The following is a 22,376-nucleotide window of genomic DNA, read 5'->3' on the forward strand; positions in this document are numbered from 1 at the left end:
TTTAATTGTTCCAGATCTTCCTGGCTTTTTCAAGATCTTCAGGAGTATCTATACCAATGGTTTGCATTTCAGTTTCAACCATTTTTATGTTTTTCCCATATTCCAGGAATCGAATTGCCTCAATCTTTTCAGCAGATTCCAAAGAAAGCATTGGTAAATTATAAAAATCTATAATTGCTTGTTTTCTAAAAGCATAAATCCCTATATGCTTAAAATAAGTGACGTGGGCATCGGTATTTCTTGGATAAGGAATTGGAAACCTTGAAAAATACATCGCGAAATCATTCTTATTGGTAATTACCTTTACATTATTGGCATTGGTAATCTCATCACTTTCTGAAAGGGCAGTTTTTAATGAAGCAAGATCTATGGCAGAAGCATCATCTTCCCGAAAAACAATTAGCAATTTAGCCAAACTATCTTTATCTATAAATGGTTCATCTCCCTGTACATTTACAACAATATCTACATCCATATCCTGCACTGCTTCAGCAATACGGTCGCTTCCGCATTCATGTTCTTTCTTACTTTTTATCGCATTGCCCCCGTTTTTATTAATTTCAGCATAAATTTTATCGCTATCGGTTACCACATAAACTTCGTCAAAAAGTCCGGTCTTTTTTGCAGCTTCGTATGTTCTGGTGATTACCGTTTTTCCGTTTAGGTCTTTTAAAAGTTTCCCCGGGAACCGAGAGGCCTCATAACGGGCGGGAATCATAGCGATTATTTTAAGCGGATTATTCATTGGAAATTATTAATTTTTGGAGGTTAAATTTAAGTTTTAAAATTTGAATTAACGCAAGTGAAAAAGTTATTTATTTACGAAAAAATCATCTTTAAATCCTATGAGGTAAAGTTTATTGGTTGCTCTTGTTACAGCAGTATAAAGCCATCTTAAATATTCTTTGCCAACGCCCTCTGGCAGGTAAGGTTGTTCTATAAAAACGGTGTTCCATTGCCCACCTTGAGATTTATGACAAGTCATCGCGTAAGAAAACTTTATTTGTAAGGCATTAAAAAACTTATTGTTCTTCACCTTCATAAACTTCTTGTATTTAGAAGTTTCATCTTCATAATCTTTCATTACTTCCTGGTACAGTTGGTTAGATTCTTCATAAGAAAGTGACGGCGTATTGCTGGTAAGTGTATCTAACATCACTACGGTTTCAAAAGGACGCATTTTAGGATAATCTACCATTTGCACCTGTACTTCGGCAAACCGGAACCCGTAAAGCTCTTTTATTCCGAAAATTTCCAGGACTTTTACAATATCTCCGTTAGCTATGAACCCGGCTTCAGAATTTGGCTTTATCCAGAAATAATTATTTTTTACCACCATAAGATAATCTCCGGCTGAAATTTCTTCTTCCTGGAACAAAATTCTAGACCTTATTTGTTGGTTATACAAATTCGCCCTTTTATTAGATCTTACAATAAGACTGGTTTCCTCGTTTCCCAATTCATTATAACTTTCCTCGATGGCATTCATAATTTCGTAACCATCCTGTAATCTAACTACATCTGCTTTTGGAGTGATTTCAAACTGAAAACTATCATAAAAACCGTCTTGTAAGCTTTGCCTAATTTTAGTGGCATTTAGCAAAATATCGCTTTCTTCAGCCTGCCTCACCACTTCGTCTAACTCAATATGATGCACTTCTTTATTATAGGAAAACTGAAGTTTTTCAGCTTCCAGTGCCGGGCTAATTTCCATCTTTACCGGTGGAAGCTGTGCGGTATCCCCAATTAAGATAAGCTGGCAATTATGCCCTGAATATACAAACTGAATAAGATCGTCTAACAAGCTTCCATTTTCCATTAATTTGGAATTTGTAGGCGTATCAGAGATCATTGAAGCTTCATCTACAATAAAAATACTGTTTTTGTGTTTATTGGGTTGAAGCACAAATTGTACTCCGCTCCCGCCACTTTTCTTCGGAAAATAGATCTTTTTGTGAATGGTAAAAGCTTCTTTTTTAGAATAATTAGAAATCACTTTCGCCGCTCTTCCCGTAGGTGCCAATAAAACTCCAGATTTTTTAATTTGCCAGAGATTTTTCACCAGGGTACTGATAATCGTGGTTTTACCAGTTCCGGCAAAGCCTTTCAGCACAAAAAGTTCATCTTTATTATTGTTTAAAACAAACCGGGAAAGTTGTTGTAAAGCAAGATCCTGCCCTGCTTTAGCCGTAAAACCCAGATCGCTTAAAAGAAGTTTATAAAATTTGGAAGCATCAAGATTTTCCATAGAAGATTTATCAAAAATCAAAGATAGGAATGGATTTTTACGGAAGAAACTTTTACGAATAAAAAAAAATTGTAGATTTGTCGTGAAACACTAGTAATTTTAAAACAAAATTTAGAAAGCATGAGACTTGCAATTCAATTACTTCTTTGGGTGGTTATTATTGGTTTAGCCTACCTTACCTTTAATGCTGTTTACGAACCAATTCAGTTTAATAAAATTAAAGAAAAGCGTTATGCCAAAGTAGTTGAAAACTTAAAGGATATTCGTAATGCAGAATTAGCTCACAAAGAAATTGTGGGGACTTTCCAGGATGATTTTGATAAATTAGTAGGATTTTTAGATACTGCAGAATTTGCAATTACCCAACGTCGTGATACTACTGTATTAGATGAGGAATACAGAAAACAGTATGGTGTAGACGAATATATTGAAAAAGTAATTGTTGATACGCTTGGTTTTGTTTCTGTTAAAGATTCATTATTTAAAGGAAATAAAGAGCGTTATACCAATATGATTAATGTACCGGTTGATGATGTAGATGCTAAATTTGAGCTGGATGCAGGTACAATTACAAAAGGAAATTCAGAAATTCCGGTTTTTAGAGCAAGAGTAGCTAAAAGTGTTGTATTGCAAGGTTTAGATAAAGAGCTTATTTTGCAACAAAACCAGGTACAATCTGTAGACGATATTAACGGTCGTTACATTAACGTTGGCTCTCTGGAAGAGGTTAACACAAAAGGAAACTGGCCAACCCAATATGGCGACGAATAATAGCAAAAAACAATTAAATTTAGAACTGTCCATTCAGGTTTCCCTGGATGGACTTTCTTTTTGTACCCTAAATTCTGCTGAAAATAAAGTGGTACAATTCAAGAAAATCCGTTTTTCGCAACAGGTAGATCCTGTGAAACTGCTTGAAGAAATTCAAAAAATATATGCTGAAGAAAAAAGCATTGCTGAAGCCACACAAGTAAAACTTATTTTTGATAATGCACTTGCCACTTTGGTTCCTGCAACTTTATTTAAAGAAGAAAATGCTTCAGATTATTTAAAATTCAACACCAAAATTCTTAAAACCGATTTCATTGCCCACGAGGAAATTGTGGATACAGGGATTATTAATGTTTATATTCCATATACTAATATCATTAATTTCTTTTTTGAGAAATTTGGAGAATTTGAATACCAGCATCTCAACACGGTTTTAGTCGAAAATTTGCTAAAATTACCAAAAGCTGAGCGTCCTCAAATGTTTGCACATATAAAAAATAAGCAGTTTGAGCTGGTTTTGATAGAAAATGGTGAACTCCTGTTGTGTAATTCTTTCAGTTTTACCGAAAAAGAAGATTTTTTATATTATATTCTCTTCACTGCTGAACAACTTAATTTAGACCCGGAAAAATTCAGGCTGATATTGCTGGGAGCTATTAGCAAAGCTTCTCCTTTGTTTAAAATCGCGTTTGATTATATTAAGCACGTGGAACTTTTGGAAACCGATTTCAGCTTAAATCTGGAAAAAGAACTTACCGGCTTAAATCAGCTGGAAGAATATGTATTACTAAAGTCATTTAAATGAGAATAATTTCAGGAACACATAAAGGAAAAAGATTGATGGCTCCAAAAAAGCTACCAGTACGCCCTACTACCGATATGTCTAAGGAAGCCCTTTTCAATATCCTGAATAATAATTTTCAGTTTTCACAATTAAGCATCCTTGATCTTTTTTCGGGAACTGGTAATATTGCCTATGAATTTGCTTCACGCGGAAGCAAGGAAGTAACCGCTGTTGATGCTAATTTTGACTGCGTGAAATTCATAAAAAAAACAGCCCAGGAATTAGATTTAAATATTACAACTATTAAAAGTGATGTCTTTAAATTTCTTGAAAAAGCTTTTGTAAAGGCAGATATTATTTTTGCCGACCCACCTTATGATTTTGAAAAAGAAAAATTCCTGAAAATTCCAGAACTAGTTTTCGACAAAAACCTACTTAATCCAAATGGTCAATTAATTATTGAACACTCTAAACACACCGATCTTTCCGATCTTCCCAACTTTAAAGAAGGGCGTCGCTATGGAGGTTCAGTTTTTAGTTTTTTTGAGAATGCAGAATAATTTCTGCTGAAGAATTACAGCCCTGTTGGGCTTAGAAATTTGATGGTATGACGGATAGGATAAAAAGGATTGAGCTTGTTGATATTATTTTAAATTTTTATGAAGGGATAGTTATTTCTGAAGTAAAAGACGATGTAGTTTTTGAAATTGAACACGTAGAACAAATTCTAAAAATATGCAATGAGGTTTATGAAGGTGCAGATTTTGTTTATGTATCAGACCGGAAGAATAATTACAATGTAAATCCAACGATTTATTTTGAATTAAAAGACGTGAAAAATTTATTGGGAATAGCTATAGTAAGTCAGCGATATGAAGCCTTACAGGTGGCTAATTTTGAAAAACAATTTTCTCCGGTTCCTTTTGATATCTTTTCCCATATGGACGAAGCCCGGGCGTGGGCAAAGACATTATTATAAAAAAGCAGGCCTGTAATCCGGATTCTGTTCCTCCCGTTAACCGGGGTTCCCCTTATCATTTATCTCCGGTTTTTGTTGCCAAAAACCTTTAGCTGCCTACCCTCCGGTAGCAAGCGAGCCGCTTGCAAACACCGGTTTACATGGCATTGCACCGCATAGAGTTTACCTGATTTCACTACAGCATTACCTGTACATTCTTTCTGTTGCACTAGTCCTGATCCCGCCTCGGAAAACCGAAACGGAACCGATGGGTGTTACCCACTATGCCGCCCTTTGGTGTCCGGAATTTCCTCCATCGAATAAATTCGTTGGCGATAAGGCGGCCTGCTTGGTGCAAAGGTAGTTTTTTAGAAAGTTTCGTGATTAAAAAAATGTTGATTTCTTAGCTTTAATTGTTTAAAAATATAAGCGATTGCCTTAGAACTTATGGAGGCTATTTTTATATTTGTAGTTCAATAAATTTCAATGGAACATTTTATAGTATCAGCTCGTAAGTACCGCCCACAAACTTTTAAAGATGTGGTAGGGCAACAAGCCATCACAAATACCTTAAAAAACGCCATTGAACACAATCACCTGGCCCAGGCCCTTCTATTTACAGGACCTCGTGGTGTGGGAAAAACCACCTGCGCCCGTATCCTGGCAAAAATGATTAACCACGATGGTACTCAAAGCCCCGATGAAGATTTTGCTTTTAATATTTTTGAACTCGATGCCGCTTCTAACAACTCGGTAGACGATATCAGAAATTTGATAGACCAGGTTAGGATTCCGCCGCAAGTTGGGAAGTATAAAGTATATATTATTGATGAGGTGCACATGCTCTCTCAGTCAGCCTTTAATGCTTTTCTGAAAACTTTAGAAGAACCGCCCCAGCACGCTATTTTTATTCTGGCTACTACTGAAAAACATAAAATAATCCCCACCATACTTTCTCGGTGCCAGATCTTCGATTTTAAAAGAATCACGGTAAGCGATGCTAAAAATTATTTGGGATATATAGCGCAACAGGAAGGTATAAATGCCGAGGAAGATGCATTAAATATTATTGCGCAAAAAGCCGATGGTGCTATGCGGGATGCTCTTTCTATTTACGACAGGGTTGTTAGTTTTAGCGGAAAAGATCTAACCCGGCAGGCAGTTACAGAAAACCTGAATGTTCTCGACTACGATACTTATATTAAGGTTACCGATCTTATTTTAAGTAATAATATTCCGCAATTGCTACTGAGTTACAATGAGATCCTTTCCAGCGGATTTGACGGTCACCATTTTATTAGCGGTTTGGCTTCGCATTTCAGGGATCTTTTAGTCTGCAAGGATCAAAAAACAATACAGCTTTTAGAAGTTGGAGAGCAAACTAAAGCCCGCTATTTTGAGCAGGCTTCCAAAACCGATCATCAATTTTTAATTAAAGCGATAGATCTGGCCAATGAGTGCGATCTCAAATATAAAACAAGCCAAAACCAACGTTTATTGGTTGAACTTTCTCTAATGCAGCTTGCCTCTATCACTTTTGATGGAGAAAAAAAAAAGTTTGATCAGTCAATAATTCCCGCTTCGGTTTTTGAAAAACAACCTAACGCGCTTTCTTCAGAAGAAAAAAGTATAGTGCGCGAGAATGAACACGGAGAAACTGCAACTGAAGCCCCAAAGGAAAGTCAGTTACCTTCAGGAGAAAATAAAACTCCAGATAGCCACTGTGCCGATGATAAAGAGGACAATTATCATTCAGATGAGACAATGGTGCCAAAGGCCAAAGAAGAGCAGGAAAAACCGGCTACACCTTCCCCAGAGCCAAAACCGGTAACCGATCCTAAAATAAAAAAGGAAAAGGTTTCAGGACTTTCTTTAAAAAGTATTCAGAAAAAAAGGGAAATAGAAGCGCGGCAACAGGAAGCTGCTCCAACAAAAAACGTGGTGCTCAATAATGAATTCAGCGAAACGCAATTGCAGGCCACCTGGAATGACTATGTAAAACGAATAAAAAAACAGGGCTCGAAAATTCTCGCATCAATTCTTGAAACCGATTTACCCAAGCTCAAGGAAGACAATCAAATTGTTATAGAATTACCCAACGAAACGATGAAGATTAACCTGGAGCGGGAACAAAACAAATTGATGTCTTACCTGAAGCAAAAACTTCAGAATACCGAAATAAGGTTGGTAATTAACGTTAATGAGCAGTCGGCAAAAAAATATGCCTTCACTCCTATTGAAAAATACAATAAACTAAAGGAGAAAAATCCTTTAATAGATAAACTTAGAAGTACATTTGATTTAGACGTATAGATATGCTAGGACTAAAACTTCCCACAGACCCGCGCTGGGCAAATATAGCCGAAAAAAATATTGAAGATATTCTTGTAGACCATGCTTATTGCGAACAAAAAGCAGCTTCAACAGCAATTTCCTTAATTGTTTCTTTCCCAGAATATACCGAATTGGTAGATGAAATGATCGCTTTATCCAGGGAAGAAATGGGCCATTTTAAAATGGTACACGAGCAGTTGCTAAAACGCGGATTTGTTTTAGGAAGAGATAGAAAAGATGAATATGTAATTAAACTACTTAGTTTTTTTCCAAATGGCGGTAGCAGAACCACGCAGTTAATTCACAGGCTTTTAATCGCAGGATTAATTGAAGCCAGAAGCTGTGAACGTTTCAGGTTGCTTTCAGAAGAATTAAAAGATGAGGAACTCGCTGAATTTTATCATAAATTAATGATTAGTGAAGCCAACCATTATACAATGTTTTTAAAGTTTGCCAGAAAATATGGGGAGCGAGCAGAAGTAGATAAAAAATGGGAAGAATTACTCGATTTTGAAGCTGAAATAATGAAAGACCTCAGTAAAGATAAAACCATTCACGGTTAATTGAAAAAATAAAAAACCCGGATAAGTAAAGATTTATCCGGGTTTTAATTTTGGTATTTAGTTATTATTACCGTTGTAAAGTGATTTTATAATCCCATCGGCCAGTCCTATTTTTGGTACGAAAATATTATCGGCTCTGGCCCACTTCATAGAACTTAAATAAATCTTAGAAGCCGGGATAATCACATCTGCACGGTCACTTTTTAGTTTAAGGTCCATAACACGTTCCTCGTAGCTTAAAGAATTTAGCAATTCATTGTATTTTTTAATATATGCCAGGCTTAAGGGTTTTCCTTCTTTTTTTCCGCTGGTTTTAAAAATATTATTAATGTTCCCACCAGAACCAATAAGATCTATATCCTTATAAGGCTTTGTGGTTTCCCTAACCCATTTTTCCATCTCTTCCCAGGTGCCATCTTCAACTAAATTATTTAAAAGGCGTACAGTACCAATTTTAAAAGATCTTGACGCCACGGTTTTTCCGCCACTATAGAGAGTATATTCAGTGCTCCCGCCCCCAACATCAACATATAAATAATTACAATCGTTTTTAATAAGTTCATGCAAATCTGTAGCAGCAATTATTGCAGCTTCGTGGTTACCGTCTATAATTTCAATTTCTACCCCTGTTTTTGCTTTAATTTTTTCAACAACCTCTGCTCCATTTTTAGCTTCCCGCATAGCCGAGGTAGCACAGGCTTTATATTTTTCAATTCCGTGAGATTTCATTAGAAGATTAAAAGCTTGCATGGTATCTACCATTCGTTCTATATTCTTCTCAGAAATAATACTTTCTTTAAATACATCTTCTCCAAGTCTAATAGGAACCCTCACCAGGGAGGTTTTCCTAAAATCGGTTTCTTCCCTACCTTTTTGTTCTGTAATGGTAGAAACCAGCAGCCTTACGGCGTTGGAACCTATATCTATAGCTGCGTAGTTTTTTTGTGTAATCACGAGATAAAATTTTTCTATTTTCTCACCAGGTGAGGTTTATAAAGATTTGAGGTTGAGGCCAATTATCTATTTTTTTTATTCTTTTCCGGTTTGGTGCCGGGTAATTTTTTTAAATAATAATCGTAAAGTTCAAACTGGGAACGCAGTTTTTTTGTACTGCTGTTTCTATAGGCATTATCGTGCTTAGAGGTAATTGTCCTTGCTTTTACATTATCGTTCCAGCTAATATCAAAAGTTTCAATAATTTCCTGTTTAATTTCTTCATCATAAATTGGGCAGGAAATCTCCACACGAAGGTCAAGGTTTCTGGTCATCCAATCTGCTGAAGAAATGTAAACCTTGGAATTTCCCCCATTTTTGAATATAAATACCCGCGGATGCTCCAGGAATTTATCTACAATACTTATCGCTTCAATATTTTCGCTTAAACCTTCTACACCGGGAATAAGACAGCAAACCCCACGTACAATAAGCTTGATCTTCACACCGGCCTGGCTTGCCTGGTACAGTTTATCTATCATAGGATAATCTGAAAGACTATTAAGCTTAAGCGCAATGCCGGAAGGTTTCCCTTCGCGGGCATTTTCAATCTCCTTTTGAATAAGGCCTACAAAAGTATTTCTGCTGTAATGCGGAGAAACTATTAAATGTTTGTATTTATTTACTTTATAATTGATCTCAAAGAAGTCGAAAACTTTATTCACTTCTTTCAAAATTTCGGGATGAGCGGTGAATAAGGTATAATCGGTATAGATGCGAGAAGTAGATTCGTTAAAATTACCGGTACTAATAAAGCCATAGCGCTTTGTTTTACCTTCTTCTTCCCGCTCTATTACACAGGCTTTACAATGAACTTTTAAACCCGGCACGCCAAAAATAAGCTGAACCCCTTCTGCTTGCATTTGTTCAGCATAGCGAATATTGGCAACTTCATCAAAACGAGCGCGTAATTCAATTTGCACAATTACCTTTTTGCCATTTTTTACAGCATTAATCAAAGAGCTGGCAATATGAGATATTTTTGCCAATCTGTAAATAGTGATTTTTATAGTTTTCACCTTTGGATCTAAGGCGGCTTCCCTTAAAAACTTAACAGTATAGGCAAAACTTTGGTATGGTGCATACAATAGATAATCTTTCCTGGCAATACTTCCAAACAAACTGGTTTGTAATATAAGCCTAGGAATTGGCAAAGGCTCTATAGGTTTATAAAGTAAATCTTCACGGCCAAGACTGGGAAAATTCATATAATCACGCCTATTATGGTAACGCCCACCGGGAATAATACTATCGGTAGATTCTATGCCCATTTTATTCATTAAATAAGACAAAGTATCATCGGCAATGTTCATATCGTAAACAAATCTTACCGGCTCCCCCTTAATTCTATCTTTTACACTACTGGAAATCTTTTCAATAAAACTTTTACTCAGGTCACTGTCTATGTCCAACTCGGCATCCCGAGTAATCTTTATCATATGTGCCGAAATACTTTCGTATTCAAAAATATTAAAAATTGTACCCAGGTTATATCGAATTAAATCGTCTAACAGGATTATATACTGCTTCCCATTTTCTTCTGGAAGCACTACGAAGCGTTCTATGCTTCGAGGAATTTCAATTAGAACATATTTGCGGTCTTTTTCGGTTTTAACCAGCACTTTTGAAATTCCTTTTTGAGGCTTTTCCTCTTTCATCACCATCTTTACGGCTAAATAGGCTGCACTGTCTTTTAAACTTGGAATTTCAGGAAGATCATTAAGAATTATAGTTACAAGGGCCGGACTTACTTTGGAAAGGAAAAAGTTTTTAATGAATTTTTGCTGCGTAGCAGAAACCTGTTTCTCATTAATAATATGAATATTATAATCTTTTAACTGATGCTGAATATCGTCTAAAATCTTAAGGCTTTCGGCTTGTTGTTCAATTACTATTTGGGTAATTTCTTCAAGTAGTTTGCTGGCTTTAATTCCGCCCAGAACGCTTTTTCCTGCTTTTCCTGCCAGGTCAATTCTTTTTACGGTAGCATACCTTACTTTAAAAAATTCGTCTAAATTATTAGAGAAAATTCCCAGAAATCTTAATCGTTCTATAAGTGGAACAGTTTCATCTTCGGCTTCCTGTAAAACCCGGGCATTAAATTGTAACCAGCTGAGTTCCCTGTTTAAATATTTTCTTTGCGGCATAAATTAGCGTAAGTTTTTGGGGAATAATTGTAGTAAAGTTTTACCGGTTTCAATGTCTTTCCAGGAATTTAAATCAAAATCTATTACACAAAGTCCTGTAGTAGGTAAATTGTCTATAGGTTTATCGCCTAACCGATTAACCAAACCCGTCATTGCGGGATTATGCCCAAATACCATGAGTTTTTCTACATTATCGGGGCAGGTTTTAATTACAGAGAGTAATTGACTTTCATCAAACGTATAAAGTTCTTTTTTTACGGTGAATCTATCATCGGGTATTTCCATTTCGTCTTTAAAAAGATTTGCCGTGGTGTTTGCCCTAACTGCGTGACTGCTCCACAAAGTTAAATTTCCACTTTGAAATTCCTTAAAGGTTTTCAAAACTACCTCAGCATCGTTATAAGCACGTTTCTTAAGCGGTCTTTTTTCATCTGGTAAATTATTTCCCCAGGACGATTTGCCGTGTCTCACTAGAATTAATCGTTTCATAATTTCAATTTTAAGGTGCTAAACGGTTACGTTCCCAGGTATCCTGTTCTATAAATTCATAGATTATCCTATCGTGCAAACGGTTATTTCTACCCTGCCAGAATTCAAAACTTCTGGGGGTTACCAGATAACCGCCCCAGTGAGGTGGTTTATCTACATCTTTATTTTGATATCTTTCTTCAATTTCTTTTAACTGTTCTTCCAGTTCTTCGCGGGAGCTTAAAACATTACTTTGGTTAGAAGCCCAGGCGCCTAATTGACTTCCCCGGGGTCTGGAACCAAAATAAGCTGCAGATTCTTCTTCGGTAGTTTTCATTGCAACACCTTTAATAATTACCTGCCGTTCTAATGGTGGCCAGAAAAAGGATAAACAAACTCTTGGATTTTCTTCAATATCCCGGGCTTTTTCAGAATTATAATTAGTATAAAAACTGAAACCCATTTCACCAAAAGACTTTAAAAGTACTATACGATTTTTTGGAAATCCTTCTATTCCACAGGTGGCGAGACTCATAGCATTTACTTCTGCTATTTCAGGATGCTCTTCCGCCTCCTCAAACCAGGCGGTAAAAAGCGGCAGTGGAAAAGACGGGACATTATCTTCTAAAAGTTCGCTTTTTCCATAGCTTTTTCGGTAATCATCAAGGCTCTTTTGCATTGTGTTTTGCTTTGCTGCAATTTACAAGTTTTAGGCTGAAGCCGGAAAAATTTTGAGATAAGATTCTGCTTTTTATAGTTGAAATGCAAATAGAAAAAAGAACTAAATATAGACGAACTGCACTCATTTCTATGTTCTGCAAATAAGTTCGACCAAAAACACCGACGAAATGCATTCCATTACATTTTATCTAATAATAATGCGATATAACTAAAAACATTAATAATAATACATATGAAGAGTGATATCGCTTAATTTTGTTCAAAACATTTAACTAATCGCCATTATTAAATTGAACTAAAATTAAATTGCAAATGAATTTTTATAAGAATTTTTTCCAATTTAAAAATCAAATACTCACTAAGGCTTCTCTTATTATTCTTGCTATAAGTTTAGGAAGCTGTACCGCTGGAATGACAAATCCAGATAGCTATACCAGAAATCACGTAGTTTATGCTGTAGATTTTAACCCTCAAAATTTAAGTGAACTTCAAATTTCAAAAATGGATGAAGGGAATTGGATAGATCAAAAAACCAGTAAAAACGGTAAAAGTGCTCGTTATACTATAGAAATTCAAGACGACTTTTTAACGGTTATCTCTAATAAAAATAAAATGGATGTCCCTACTTACCAAACCTGGATAGATTATGCAAGGCAGGAATTAGGTTATACGGTACAGGACGAATATGATATTTTTACAACTATAGAAGAAGGTTTTATCTATGAAATAGACCTGCAAGAACACCCTTTAATAGAAGGGGAACAACATAGAATTTTAATGTATGAACAAAACTAATTAATTACCTCAACTTTTTTTATAATTAACCACCTTATTCGGTGGTTTTTTTATGTTTAAACCTAAGGTTTTTCTGCAGTTGTAAATTCTTTTAAACAATGGCTAAAAACGTTTATTTGAAATATTAACCACCTGATTTCCCGTATTTTTTACTTCAATATTACCATTCACCGAAAATAAATAGGTTTTAATCTAAAAAAAAAGACAATTTGGTCTTTTAAAGATTATTCACTGTAATTTTATCCTAAGATTAACATTTAAAATAGGTCATCCCCCATACTTTCCTATTAAAACTTACCCCAAAAGTTTTCAAAATGTAAATCTCACATTCTTAAATATTTTAAAAAACTACCCTTGTTTGATCCTTCCCCTAAGGATCAGTGACCTTTTTATGCCAAAATTTAAAATAATTTTTCCCTTGAAAAACGGGAAACAGAACTATAGAATTATGAAAATGAATTCACTCTTTAAACTCCTAATCCTTGTATTGTTTGCTAATACTTTTATTGGCAATGCGCAGGAAAATTACTCGATTACCAATTTTGACCAATTAATAGGAGAACAATCTACTCCAACCCGAAATCAACAAAATTTTGACTCTGGGGAAATAGAAAATCTTAAGAATCTAGTTTTCGAATTAAATCCGCTAATAGTTGTTCAGGAAAATGAGCACGCCAAAATGGGAGATGGAGCGCCAAAACTGGTAATTGTACCCTCTAATTATTTATCAAATATCTCCAAGATTAAAACCGAATTGCAAAGTGTTGTTTTAATTCTAATTAAGCATTCCTCAAACAATTTATATACAAGTTTAGATCTAAGTTCTATTAAAAGTACTGCTTTAAAATATGTTTTAATTGAATGTGATTTTGAATGTAGTGTATCTAATATTCAGGATATGCTAAAAAATACTTCTAACGTAAAAGTTCTTTACAGAACTACTACAGAGCAATAAATATTGCCCTCATAAATTTCAGGAATATGAAAAAAAACTACTTTAGAAATCAGTTTACCGCTATAAGATTCGTGTTGATAACATTTACCGTTTTATTTTTCAATACGGCTGTTAACGCACAGGTATATAAGGAATTTAAGCAACGAACTTCCCAATATTCTACATCAAAAAAGATCTATAATATTAAGGGAGACTTCACTATGATTGGCAACACCAATCTTAGCCTTTTTTCCTATGGGGAAAATACAAATAACAGTAACAATTTAATGCAATTTGTAGACGAAGACAACGAGTCTTCCACCAAAAACTCTTCTGCAGCTGTTCTTGAATTTTCAAACGAAAATGGAGCAAATCCTGAGTGCTCTAATATAATTTATGCCGGACTTTATTGGTCTGGGCGTACCAATAATTCTGGAAAGACCAATGCTAAAAGAAACATCAAAGTAAAAGGTCCAAATAACTCCGCTTATCAAACTATTAGCGCAAATGTTAATGATATTCTTTTCCCTGGACCATCAGATATGTATGCTGCTTATGTAGAAGTAACCGATTTAGTGAAAAATAATGGTACGGGGGAATATTGGGTTGCCGATATGGAACTAACTGAAGGTAACGGTGGTACTACCGGTTTTTACGGCGGATGGGGAATGATTGTGATCTATGAAAATTCACAAATGGATTGGAGGGATGTTACCGTTTTTGATGGCTATGCTCATGTTGAAGGGAATGTTGTGGCACATTATGAACTTCCTGTTTCGGGATTTAATACCGCGCAATCTGGCCCCGTAAATATGAAAATGGGAATAATGGCCGGCGAGGGTGATGTAGGAATTTCAGGAGATTATTTTCAGATAAAAAAGAATAGTAATAATGCCTGGTTAAGTCTTTCTCACGAACAAAACACTACTAATAATTTCTTCAATTCTTCTATTCAAAATAATGGTTCTTCAAGAACACCAAATTATACTAATAATACCGGAATAGACATTAGCATGTTCAATATTCCAAATGCGGGGAATTCAGTTATAGATAATAACCAAACCAGTACCACCTTTAGGTATGGTTCTACCCAGGACACCTATTCCATTTTTTCAATTGCCATGTCTGTAGACGCTTACATTCCTGAAATTGAAGGGATTTCCTCTTTAAGCGCAATAAATGGAAATATAGCGGGCAATCCACCATATAATGCAGTACCCGGTGACGAATTAAGCTATAAGGTTGAATTAAAAAATAAAGGGACCGAGAATGTAGAAGACGTAAAAGTGGTAATTCCGGTTCCATATAACGCCGATTATCTTCCTAATGGTCTTTCAACCAATTTTTATTTCTCTCCCAGTCCGCAAAATAATGAAGTATATTTTGATCCCACTTTAGGTGCAACCGGATCTATAGTTTGGGAAATAGATGAATTACCGCTAGCCAACAGTACCAATGATGTTTTAGCCGATCTCACTATAAAATTTGGGGTAACTAAGAATTGTACTATTCTTTCCAATATCTGCCCGGGTTTTGATCTTATAAGATTTAATGGAAATATTAGTGGTCGCGGAGCTATAACCGGTACTACTTTTCAAAACAAAGACCTTATTCAGGGATATGAAACCGAAGGAACCTGCCAGGGTGAACCTATTACTACTTCTTTTGAAGTAGCCATAGACGCTACCAATTTTCGAGCTGAAAATTGCCAAAATTCAGATGAAGCCAGGAAATTTGTTTATTGTAATAGAGAAGAACCAATAGGTATTGCTGAAATTAATTCTGGGTTTCCTAACGGAACAAGATTCTTTAACGAATCTCCGGTAACTAATAATAGTACCGAGTATACTACCAATAATCCCATTCCAAATAATTCGGGTGAATATTATGCGGTAATCCCGGGAACCGAGAATTGCGCAATACCCTTTACTATAGAAATTACAACTATAGCTTCGGTACCTGAAACTGAATCAATCACTTATTGTCTGAACGATGAAGCCGATCCATTAACAGCTGTACCCAGTAATCCCGATTTCAATTTATATTACTATACCAGCGAAGAAGATACTTCACCCGAAATTCAAATTATTCCATCTACTTCGCAGTCTGGTGAATTCATCTATTACGTTGCTGAAGGAGAATCGGCAAGCTGTATAAGTCCCAACAGAGCTCCCATTAAGATTTCTGTAATAGGAGAACCGGAAATTACCGCACCACAAAATCAAACAATTCAAACTTGTGATAACGATTTTACAGACGACTCCATTCCGGCCTTGTCAAATGAATTTACCACTATTTCTCAGCAAGTATTTACAGATTTAGGTGGAAGCATTTCTTTTACTGAAGAGATTGAAAGTATAAGCTATAAGGATTTTTTACAACAACAATCTCCTGCGGTTTATCAGCGAATCTTCAGAATTACTTATGAATGTGGAAATATAGATGTTCAACAATCGCTTACGTTAGAAAATATTAAAACACAACTGGAGCCTGTTTTTACTAAAAAAGATCCCACCTGTGAGAATGAAAATGGAGTATTGACAATCACCAATTTTAATACAGATTATATATATGAACTGAATTCAACTACAGGCAATCTTGAGTTAAAGAATGCTACTAGTTCATTATCTCCAGGGGTTTATACCCTATCAGTTGCTTTAAATGAATGTGTTTTTACAACCAATAGTTTTGAAGTTCTACCTGCACCAGCCATAGCAGAAACTCCTGAAACCATAGTAGTAACTCAACCCACCTGTAATCTTGAAACGGGAAAGATTACGGTAAATGCTACTGAGGGATATATGTACAGTCTGGATGGCGAAATTTTTCAGGAGTCAAACATTTTTGAAGAGCTTTCTCCTGGAACTTACGTGATATATGCTCAAAATGAAGATGAGTGTATCTCCCAGCCCTCTAAGGATATAATTATCGAAGAAAACAAAGGAAATCCCGCGCAACCAGAAACCATTGTTTCTCAGCAACCAACTTGCAAAGATATTACAGGAACGGTTTCAGTAATTACTGATGACGGAATTACTTATACTCTTTTAGATGAAAATCAAAATGAATTAAATAGCTCTATTGAAAATGCGGAATTCCTTGATTTAACTGCTGGAACTTATTTTGTACAAGCCAGCAATGGAGATTGCGAAGCGATTTCTGAAGCAATTGTGATTGAAGAAAATGAAGGAAGTCCTGCACAACCAGAAGCTAGTGCTTCTCAACAGCCGACTTGCGAGGATACCACCGGAACAATTTCGGTAACTACTGTTGACGGAATTTCTTATACACTTTTAAATTCAAATCAAAACGCTCTAAACAATACTATTGAAAACGCGGAATTCCTTGATTTAACTGCTGGAACTTATTTTGTACAAGCCAGCAATGGAGATTGCGAAGCGATTTCGGAAGCTTTGGTAATTGAAGAAAACCTGGAAAGTCCCGCGCAACCAGAAGCTAGTGCTTCTCAACAACCAACTTGCGAAGATATTACAGGAGCGATTTCAGTAACTACTATTGAGGGAATTTCATATACACTTCTTGATGAAAATCAAAATGCTTTAAACAATGTAATTGAAAACGGAGATTTCAGTGGTCTAGCTGCCGGATCTTATTTTATCCAGGCTAGCAATGGAGACTGTGAAGCTGTTTCTGAAGCAATTGTAATTGAGGAAAATCAAGGAAGTCCGGCGCAACCGGAAGCTAATGTTTCTCAACAACCAACATGCGAAGATATCACAGGAACGATTTCAGTAATTACTGATGAGGGGATTACTTATACCCTACTTGATGCATATGAAAATACATTAAACAATGCTATTGAAAATGGAGATTTCAGTGATCTAACCGCAGGAACTTATTTTGTACAGGCAAGCAATGGAGATTGTGAAGCAACTTCTGAAGCAATTGTAATTGAAGAAAACAAAGGAAGTCCGGCACAACCAGAAGCCATTGTTTCTCAGCAACCAACTTGCGAAGATACTACCGGAACAATTTCAGTAACTACTAATGAAGGCATTACTTATACTCTACTTGATGAAAATCAAAACGTTTTAAATAATGCAATTGAAAATGGAGAATTCAGTGATCTAGCCGCAGGAACTTATTTCGTGCAAGCAAGCAATGGAGATTGCGAAGCAACTTCTGAAGCAATTGTAATTGAAGAAAACAAAGGAAGTCCGGCACAACCAGAAGCCATTGTTTCTCAGCAACCAACTTGCGAAGATACTACCGGAACAATTTTGGTGACTACTGATGACGGAATTACTTATAGCCTGCTGGATTCAAATGAAAACGCTTTAAACAATACCATTGAAAACGGAGAATTCAGTGATCTAACCGTAGGAACTTATTTTATCCAGGCTAGTAATGGAGAGTGTGATGCAATTTCTGAAGCATTTATTATCGAAAAAAATCAAGGAAGTCCGGCACAACCGGAAGCGATTGTTTCTCAGCAACTGACTTGTGATGATACGACGGGAACAATTGCAGTAACTACTATTCAGGAAATTACTTATACACTTCTTGATGACAATGAAAACGCTTTAAATAATACTATTGAAAATGGAGAATTTAGCAATCTAGTCGCAGGAACTTATTTCGTTCAGGCTAGCAATGGAGACTGCGAAGCGATTTCTGAAGCAATTTTAATTGAAGAAAATCAAGGAAGTCCAGCGCAACCGGAAGCCATTATTTCTCAGCAACCGACTTGCGAAGATACTATCGGAACAATTTCAGTAACTACTGTTGAGGGAATTACTTATACACTTTTAGATTCAAATGAAAATGCTCTAAACAATACTATTGAAAATGGATTTTTCAGTGATCTAGCTGCTGGAACCTATTTCGTGAAAGCGAGTAATGGAGACTGCGAAGCAACTTCTGAAGCAATTATCATCGAAGAAAACGAAGGAAGTCTGGCGCAACCGGAAGCTATTGTTTCTCAGCAACCAACTTGCGAAAATACTACCGGGATAATTTCAGTAACTACTGTTGAGAGGATTACTTATACCCTGCTAGATTCAAATCAAAACGCTTTAAACAATTCAATTGAAAACGGGGAATTCACTAATTTATCAGCTGGAACTTATTTTATCCAGGCTAGTAATGAAGACTGCGAAGCAACTTCTGAAGCAATTGTGATTGAAGATAACCAAGGAAGTCCGGAGCAACCAGAAGCGATTGTTTCTCAGCAACCAACTTGCGAAGACACCACCGGAATAATTTCAGTAACTACTGAGGAGGGAATCGCTTATACTCTTTTAGATGAAAATCAGAATGAATTAAGTAATTCTATTGCAAATGCGGAATTCACCAAACTATCACCAAGAACCTACTTTATACAAGCTAGCAATGGAGACTGTGAAGCAATTTCCGAAGCAATTATAATTGAAGAAAACCAAGGAAGTCCGGCACAACCAGAAGCCACTGTTTCTCAGCCGACTTGCGAAGATACTACCGGAGCAATTTCAGTAACAATTGTTCAGGGAATTTCTTATACTCTACTTGATGAAAATCAAAACGCTTTAAGCAATGCAATTGAAAACGGGGAATTCAGTGATTTAGCTGCTGGATCTTATTTTGTAAAAGCTAATAATGAAGATTGCGGAACTGTTTCAGAAGCAATTGTGATTGAAAAAAACGCAGGAAGTCCGGAATCTCCAGTTATTACTTCGGTTACAAATACAACTTGTGGCGAAAGTAATGGTATCATAGAGTTTGAGCTTAGTGAAGGTTTATCTTATATATTAAAGGATAGCGAGGAAAATGAATATTCTCACGAAAATGGGATCATTTCAAATTTAGCATCGGGAACCTATTACCTGGTAGTACAGAATAATGATTGCGAATCTACTATAGAAATAATTGTTGAAGCAGATCTAGACGAAGAGGCACCAGTAATCATCTCATGTCCTACTGATTTAACAAACGTAGCTACAGACGAGGGAATGTGTTCTGCTTCTAATTTTGTTCTTGGAGATCTTGTTGCTGAAGATAATTGTGATTCAGAATTAAGTATAACCCACGATGCTCCGGAAGTATTTGAACCTGGAGAAACAATCGTAACCTGGACGGTAAAAGATAAGTCTGGAAATACAACTACCTGTACTCAAACAATTATTGTAATTGATAACCAGGCTCCGGTAATTGCTGAAGTGGAAACTATAAATACCACCACCGATGCAGACACTTGTGGCGCGATGATAAGCATCAATGCTCCGGAAGCTACTGATAACTGTTCCGTAGGAAATGTAATCGGAACCCGGGATGATAATCAGGATCTTGAGGCTGAATATCCGGTGGGAACAACAACTATTACCTGGACAGCAACCGATGAAAATGGAAATGAAGCTGAGCTGGTTATACAAACTGTAAATGTTGAAGATAACGAAGCTCCGGTAATTGCTGAAGTGGAAACTATAAATATCACTACCGATGTAGACAATTGTGGCGCGATGATAACCATCAATGCTCCGGAAGCTACTGATAATTGCTCTGTTGGTAATGTAATTGGAACCCGGGATGATAATCAGGATCTTGATGCTGAATATCCGATGGAAACAACTACGATTACCTGGACAGCAACTGACGTAAATGGAAACGAAGCTGTGCCAGTTATACAAATTGTAAATGTTGAAGATAACCAGGCTCCGATAATTGCTGAAGTGGAAACTATAAATACCACTACCGATACAGATACTTGTGGCGCGATGATAACCATCAATGCTCCGGAAGCTACTGATAACTGTTCAGTAGGAAATGTAATCGGAACCCGGGATGATAATCAGGATCTTGAGGCTGAATATCCGGTGGGAACAACAACTATTACCTGGACAGCAACCGATGAAAATGGAAATGAAGCTGAGCCGGTAATTCAGATCGTAACAGTAATCGATGATCAGGCACCTTCAATTGAATGTCCTGATAACATGATATTTAGTACAGAAACCAATGTTGATTTTGCTACAGTGAATTTTGACAATCCTTTAGCAATCGATAATTGTGAAGTGATTGTAGAACAAACCGACGGACCTATTTTTGGTTCTCAATTTCCTATTGGAACAACCACAGTAACTTTTACGGCAACAGATAGTTCAGGAAATACCAGTAAATGTAGCTTTGATATAACTATTGAAGATACAGAAGATCCTTCTTTAGAATGTCCGTTAGATATTTCAAAAGATATTGATGCCGGTCTATGTGCTGCGGTAGTGGAATTTGAAACTCCTGAAGGTTTTGATAATTCCGGGGATGTTACTGTAGAACAAACCGCTGGCCTGTCTTCAGGAGAGGTATTTCCGGTGGGCACTACAACTATAACTTTTACTGCTTCTGATTCAGCAGGAAATACAACCAGCTGTAGCTTTAATGTAACGGTAATTGATGATGAAGCCCCGGTTATTGAAGAAAAAAATGATATCACGGTAAATACCGATCCCGATTTATGTGGTGCGATTGTGGAATACGATATTCCGTCGGCAAGCGATGATTGTGGCATAGAAAGTATAGCACTTACTAAAGGTTTGGCTCCAGGGTCTGAATTTCCTATAGGCCAAACTACAGTCACCTATACCGCTACCGATATTAATGGAAATTCAGCTAATTCCAGCTTTACAGTGACCGTGATAGATAATGAATCTCCCACAATCTCCTGTCCGGAAGATATTACCTTAAACGTTGAATTCGGAACGGGGAACGTGGTGGTAAATTATGAAGCCATTATCGGTTCAGATAATTGTTCAGAAACGAGTATAGAACTAATCGAAGGTTATGCGTCTGGAGAAGAATTCCCGGTTGGTCAAACAACGGTTACCTATAAAGTTACCGATGCTGCGGGAAATTCTGCCAGTTGCTCGTTCACAGTTATTGTAGAAGAAGATTTGGAAGAAACTCCTCCAGCACCAGATGCTCCACAAGTTGAAGTAATTCAGCCAGACTGTGTTACCCCAACTGGGGTAATCCTGATTAATATTGAAGACGGACTTACCTATAGCATTGACGAAGAAAATTATTATGCAGTAGATGAATTTACAGCGCTTGAGCCGGGAACTTATTCAGTAACGGCCAGTGATGAATTTGATCAAGTTTCAGAAGCTACGGTGGTAACTTTAGAAGATCCTGTAGCAAGCGAAATTCAAACCAGCACGATAAGCCTTTGTACTGAAGATATCACTTTCGATTTATTTGAACTACTGCAGGGAGACTACGACACTTCCGGAACCTGGGTAGATCCAGAAAATACCGGGGTCCTAAATCAGGGCACTATTGATCCTGCTTTGCTTCAGGTTGGTACCTATACTTTTAATTATCAGTTAAACAATGGTACTTGTAATTCTACTACAGAAGTTACAGTATCTATCAATGATGATTGTGTGGTTCTACCTTGTAGCCTGGAAGATATTCAATCCAGTATTTCTAAAGCGGTAACACCTAATAACGATAACCATAATGATTATTTCAGTATAGATTTTGCCAGCGAATGCGGCTTCACTTACGATGTAAAAATCTTTAACCGTTGGGGAAGTAAAGTTTACGAAGCTGTTAACTATCAAAACGATTGGGATGGATATTCAACAAATTCCATAACCAGTTCAAATCAGTTGCCTTCAGGAACATACTTCTATATCCTGGAAATTAGAAATAGCGGATTTGCCCCTATTCAAGGTTACATCTATTTAGGAACAAAATAAAAAAGAAAGA

15 protein-coding genes and 1 other RNA gene are annotated in these 22,376 nt (G+C 36.4%); 9 read left to right on the plus strand and 7 right to left on the minus strand.

Translation table 11 applies throughout. The features are described 5' to 3' along the window. Position 1: 1 nt before the first annotated feature. Complete coding sequence (gene kdsB / locus AO058_RS14360; RefSeq protein WP_075327164.1) at positions 2 to 745, minus strand: 3-deoxy-manno-octulosonate cytidylyltransferase; 744 nt, start codon at positions 743 to 745, stop codon at positions 2 to 4. A 66-nt stretch (positions 746 to 811) separates the two neighbouring features. Next, positions 812 to 2,248 carry an ATP-dependent DNA helicase gene (locus tag AO058_RS14365; RefSeq protein ID WP_075327165.1) on the minus strand — a complete coding sequence of 479 codons (1,437 nt, stop codon included), beginning with the start codon at positions 2,246 to 2,248 and terminating at the stop codon, positions 812 to 814. Positions 2,249 to 2,368: 120 nt separating this feature from the next. Between AO058_RS14365 and AO058_RS14370 the strand changes: the two genes are divergently transcribed. Genes AO058_RS14370 through AO058_RS14385 form a run of 4 tightly spaced genes read left to right on the plus strand, consistent with a single transcriptional unit; the run spans position 2,369 to position 4,782 of the window. Next, the gene (locus AO058_RS14370; RefSeq protein WP_075327166.1) at positions 2,369 to 3,019 is read left to right on the plus strand and encodes a hypothetical protein; all 651 of its coding nucleotides are present in this window, start codon (positions 2,369 to 2,371) and stop codon (positions 3,017 to 3,019) included. After that, complete coding sequence (locus AO058_RS14375; protein ID WP_075327167.1) at positions 3,006 to 3,824, plus strand: DUF3822 family protein; 819 nt, start codon at positions 3,006 to 3,008, stop codon at positions 3,822 to 3,824. The genes AO058_RS14370 and AO058_RS14375 overlap by 14 nt, the downstream gene beginning before the upstream one ends. Next, on the plus strand, positions 3,821 to 4,363 hold the full coding sequence (locus AO058_RS14380) for an RsmD family RNA methyltransferase (RefSeq protein ID WP_075327168.1): 543 nt from the start codon (positions 3,821 to 3,823) through the stop codon (positions 4,361 to 4,363). Before AO058_RS14375 ends, AO058_RS14380 begins: the two co-directional genes overlap by 4 nt. Positions 4,364 to 4,410: 47 nt before the next feature. Then, positions 4,411 to 4,782 carry a hypothetical protein gene (locus AO058_RS14385; RefSeq protein ID WP_075327169.1) on the plus strand — a complete coding sequence of 124 codons (372 nt, stop codon included), beginning with the start codon at positions 4,411 to 4,413 and terminating at the stop codon, positions 4,780 to 4,782. Here AO058_RS14385 and rnpB read toward each other — a convergent pair. Further along, positions 4,780 to 5,113, minus strand: an RNA gene (rnpB, locus tag AO058_RS14390) — RNase P RNA component class A. The genes AO058_RS14385 and rnpB overlap by 3 nt on opposite strands. 134 nt (positions 5,114 to 5,247) lie before the next feature. Here rnpB and AO058_RS14395 point away from each other — a divergent pair. After that, positions 5,248 to 7,074, plus strand: coding sequence for a DNA polymerase III subunit gamma/tau (locus AO058_RS14395; protein ID WP_075327170.1), 1,827 nt, complete (start codon positions 5,248 to 5,250; stop codon positions 7,072 to 7,074). 2 nt (positions 7,075 to 7,076) lie between these two features. Continuing rightward, entirely contained in the window at positions 7,077 to 7,658 is a 582-nt protein-coding gene (locus AO058_RS14400; RefSeq protein WP_075327171.1) for a tRNA-(ms[2]io[6]A)-hydroxylase, read from the plus strand. 57 nt (positions 7,659 to 7,715) lie between these two features. On the opposite strand, the gene AO058_RS14405 is transcribed toward AO058_RS14400, so the two are convergent. The 4 genes from AO058_RS14405 to pdxH all read right to left on the minus strand — a co-directional run bounded on the left by AO058_RS14405 (position 7,716) and on the right by pdxH (position 11,945). Continuing rightward, positions 7,716 to 8,612, minus strand: coding sequence for a Ppx/GppA phosphatase family protein (locus AO058_RS14405; protein ID WP_075327172.1), 897 nt, complete (start codon positions 8,610 to 8,612; stop codon positions 7,716 to 7,718). Between the two features lie 62 nt (positions 8,613 to 8,674). Then, complete coding sequence (gene ppk1, locus AO058_RS14410) at positions 8,675 to 10,798, minus strand: polyphosphate kinase 1 (RefSeq protein ID WP_075327173.1); 2,124 nt, start codon at positions 10,796 to 10,798, stop codon at positions 8,675 to 8,677. A 3-nt stretch (positions 10,799 to 10,801) separates the two neighbouring features. After that, complete coding sequence (locus AO058_RS14415; protein WP_075327174.1) at positions 10,802 to 11,287, minus strand: SixA phosphatase family protein; 486 nt, start codon at positions 11,285 to 11,287, stop codon at positions 10,802 to 10,804. A gap of 10 nt (positions 11,288 to 11,297) precedes the next feature. Beyond that, positions 11,298 to 11,945 (minus strand): pyridoxamine 5'-phosphate oxidase, encoded by a 648-nt coding sequence (pdxH, locus tag AO058_RS14420; protein ID WP_075327175.1) that lies wholly within the window; start codon positions 11,943 to 11,945, stop codon positions 11,298 to 11,300. A gap of 314 nt (positions 11,946 to 12,259) precedes the next feature. Between pdxH and AO058_RS14425 the strand changes: the two genes are divergently transcribed. The 3 genes from AO058_RS14425 (at position 12,260) to AO058_RS14435 (ending at position 22,366) form a co-directional block, all read left to right on the plus strand. Beyond that, positions 12,260 to 12,742, plus strand: a complete 483-nt coding sequence (locus AO058_RS14425) for a hypothetical protein (RefSeq protein ID WP_232228842.1) — start codon at positions 12,260 to 12,262, stop codon at positions 12,740 to 12,742. A 454-nt stretch (positions 12,743 to 13,196) separates the two neighbouring features. Then, positions 13,197 to 13,697, plus strand: a complete 501-nt coding sequence (locus tag AO058_RS14430; protein ID WP_143083682.1) for a hypothetical protein — start codon at positions 13,197 to 13,199, stop codon at positions 13,695 to 13,697. A gap of 26 nt (positions 13,698 to 13,723) precedes the next feature. Next, positions 13,724 to 22,366, plus strand: a complete 8,643-nt coding sequence (locus tag AO058_RS14435; RefSeq protein ID WP_075327177.1) for an HYR domain-containing protein — start codon at positions 13,724 to 13,726, stop codon at positions 22,364 to 22,366. Positions 22,367 to 22,376: the final 10 nt, after the last annotated feature.

Origin of the sequence: Salegentibacter sp. T436, assembly GCF_001932675.1 — a bacterium.
Taxonomy (GTDB): domain Bacteria; phylum Bacteroidota; class Bacteroidia; order Flavobacteriales; family Flavobacteriaceae; genus Salegentibacter; species Salegentibacter agarivorans.

Coding starts and splice junctions, on each gene's coding strand:
- kdsB (WP_075327164.1), bottom strand. CDS start 745: ATGAATAATCCGCTTAAAATAATCGCTATGATTCCCGCCCGTTATGAG.
- AO058_RS14365 (WP_075327165.1), bottom strand. CDS start 2,248: ATGGAAAATCTTGATGCTTCCAAATTTTATAAACTTCTTTTAAGCGAT.
- AO058_RS14370 (WP_075327166.1), top strand. CDS start 2,369: ATGAGACTTGCAATTCAATTACTTCTTTGGGTGGTTATTATTGGTTTA.
- AO058_RS14375 (WP_075327167.1), top strand. CDS start 3,006: ATGGCGACGAATAATAGCAAAAAACAATTAAATTTAGAACTGTCCATT.
- AO058_RS14380 (WP_075327168.1), top strand. CDS start 3,821: ATGAGAATAATTTCAGGAACACATAAAGGAAAAAGATTGATGGCTCCA.
- AO058_RS14385 (WP_075327169.1), top strand. CDS start 4,411: ATGACGGATAGGATAAAAAGGATTGAGCTTGTTGATATTATTTTAAAT.
- AO058_RS14395 (WP_075327170.1), top strand. CDS start 5,248: ATGGAACATTTTATAGTATCAGCTCGTAAGTACCGCCCACAAACTTTT.
- AO058_RS14400 (WP_075327171.1), top strand. CDS start 7,077: ATGCTAGGACTAAAACTTCCCACAGACCCGCGCTGGGCAAATATAGCC.
- ppk1 (WP_075327173.1), bottom strand. CDS start 10,798: ATGCCGCAAAGAAAATATTTAAACAGGGAACTCAGCTGGTTACAATTT.
- AO058_RS14415 (WP_075327174.1), bottom strand. CDS start 11,287: ATGAAACGATTAATTCTAGTGAGACACGGCAAATCGTCCTGGGGAAAT.
- pdxH (WP_075327175.1), bottom strand. CDS start 11,945: ATGCAAAAGAGCCTTGATGATTACCGAAAAAGCTATGGAAAAAGCGAA.
- AO058_RS14425 (WP_232228842.1), top strand. CDS start 12,260: ATGAATTTTTATAAGAATTTTTTCCAATTTAAAAATCAAATACTCACT.
- AO058_RS14430 (WP_143083682.1), top strand. CDS start 13,197: ATGAATTCACTCTTTAAACTCCTAATCCTTGTATTGTTTGCTAATACT.
- AO058_RS14435 (WP_075327177.1), top strand. CDS start 13,724: ATGAAAAAAAACTACTTTAGAAATCAGTTTACCGCTATAAGATTCGTG.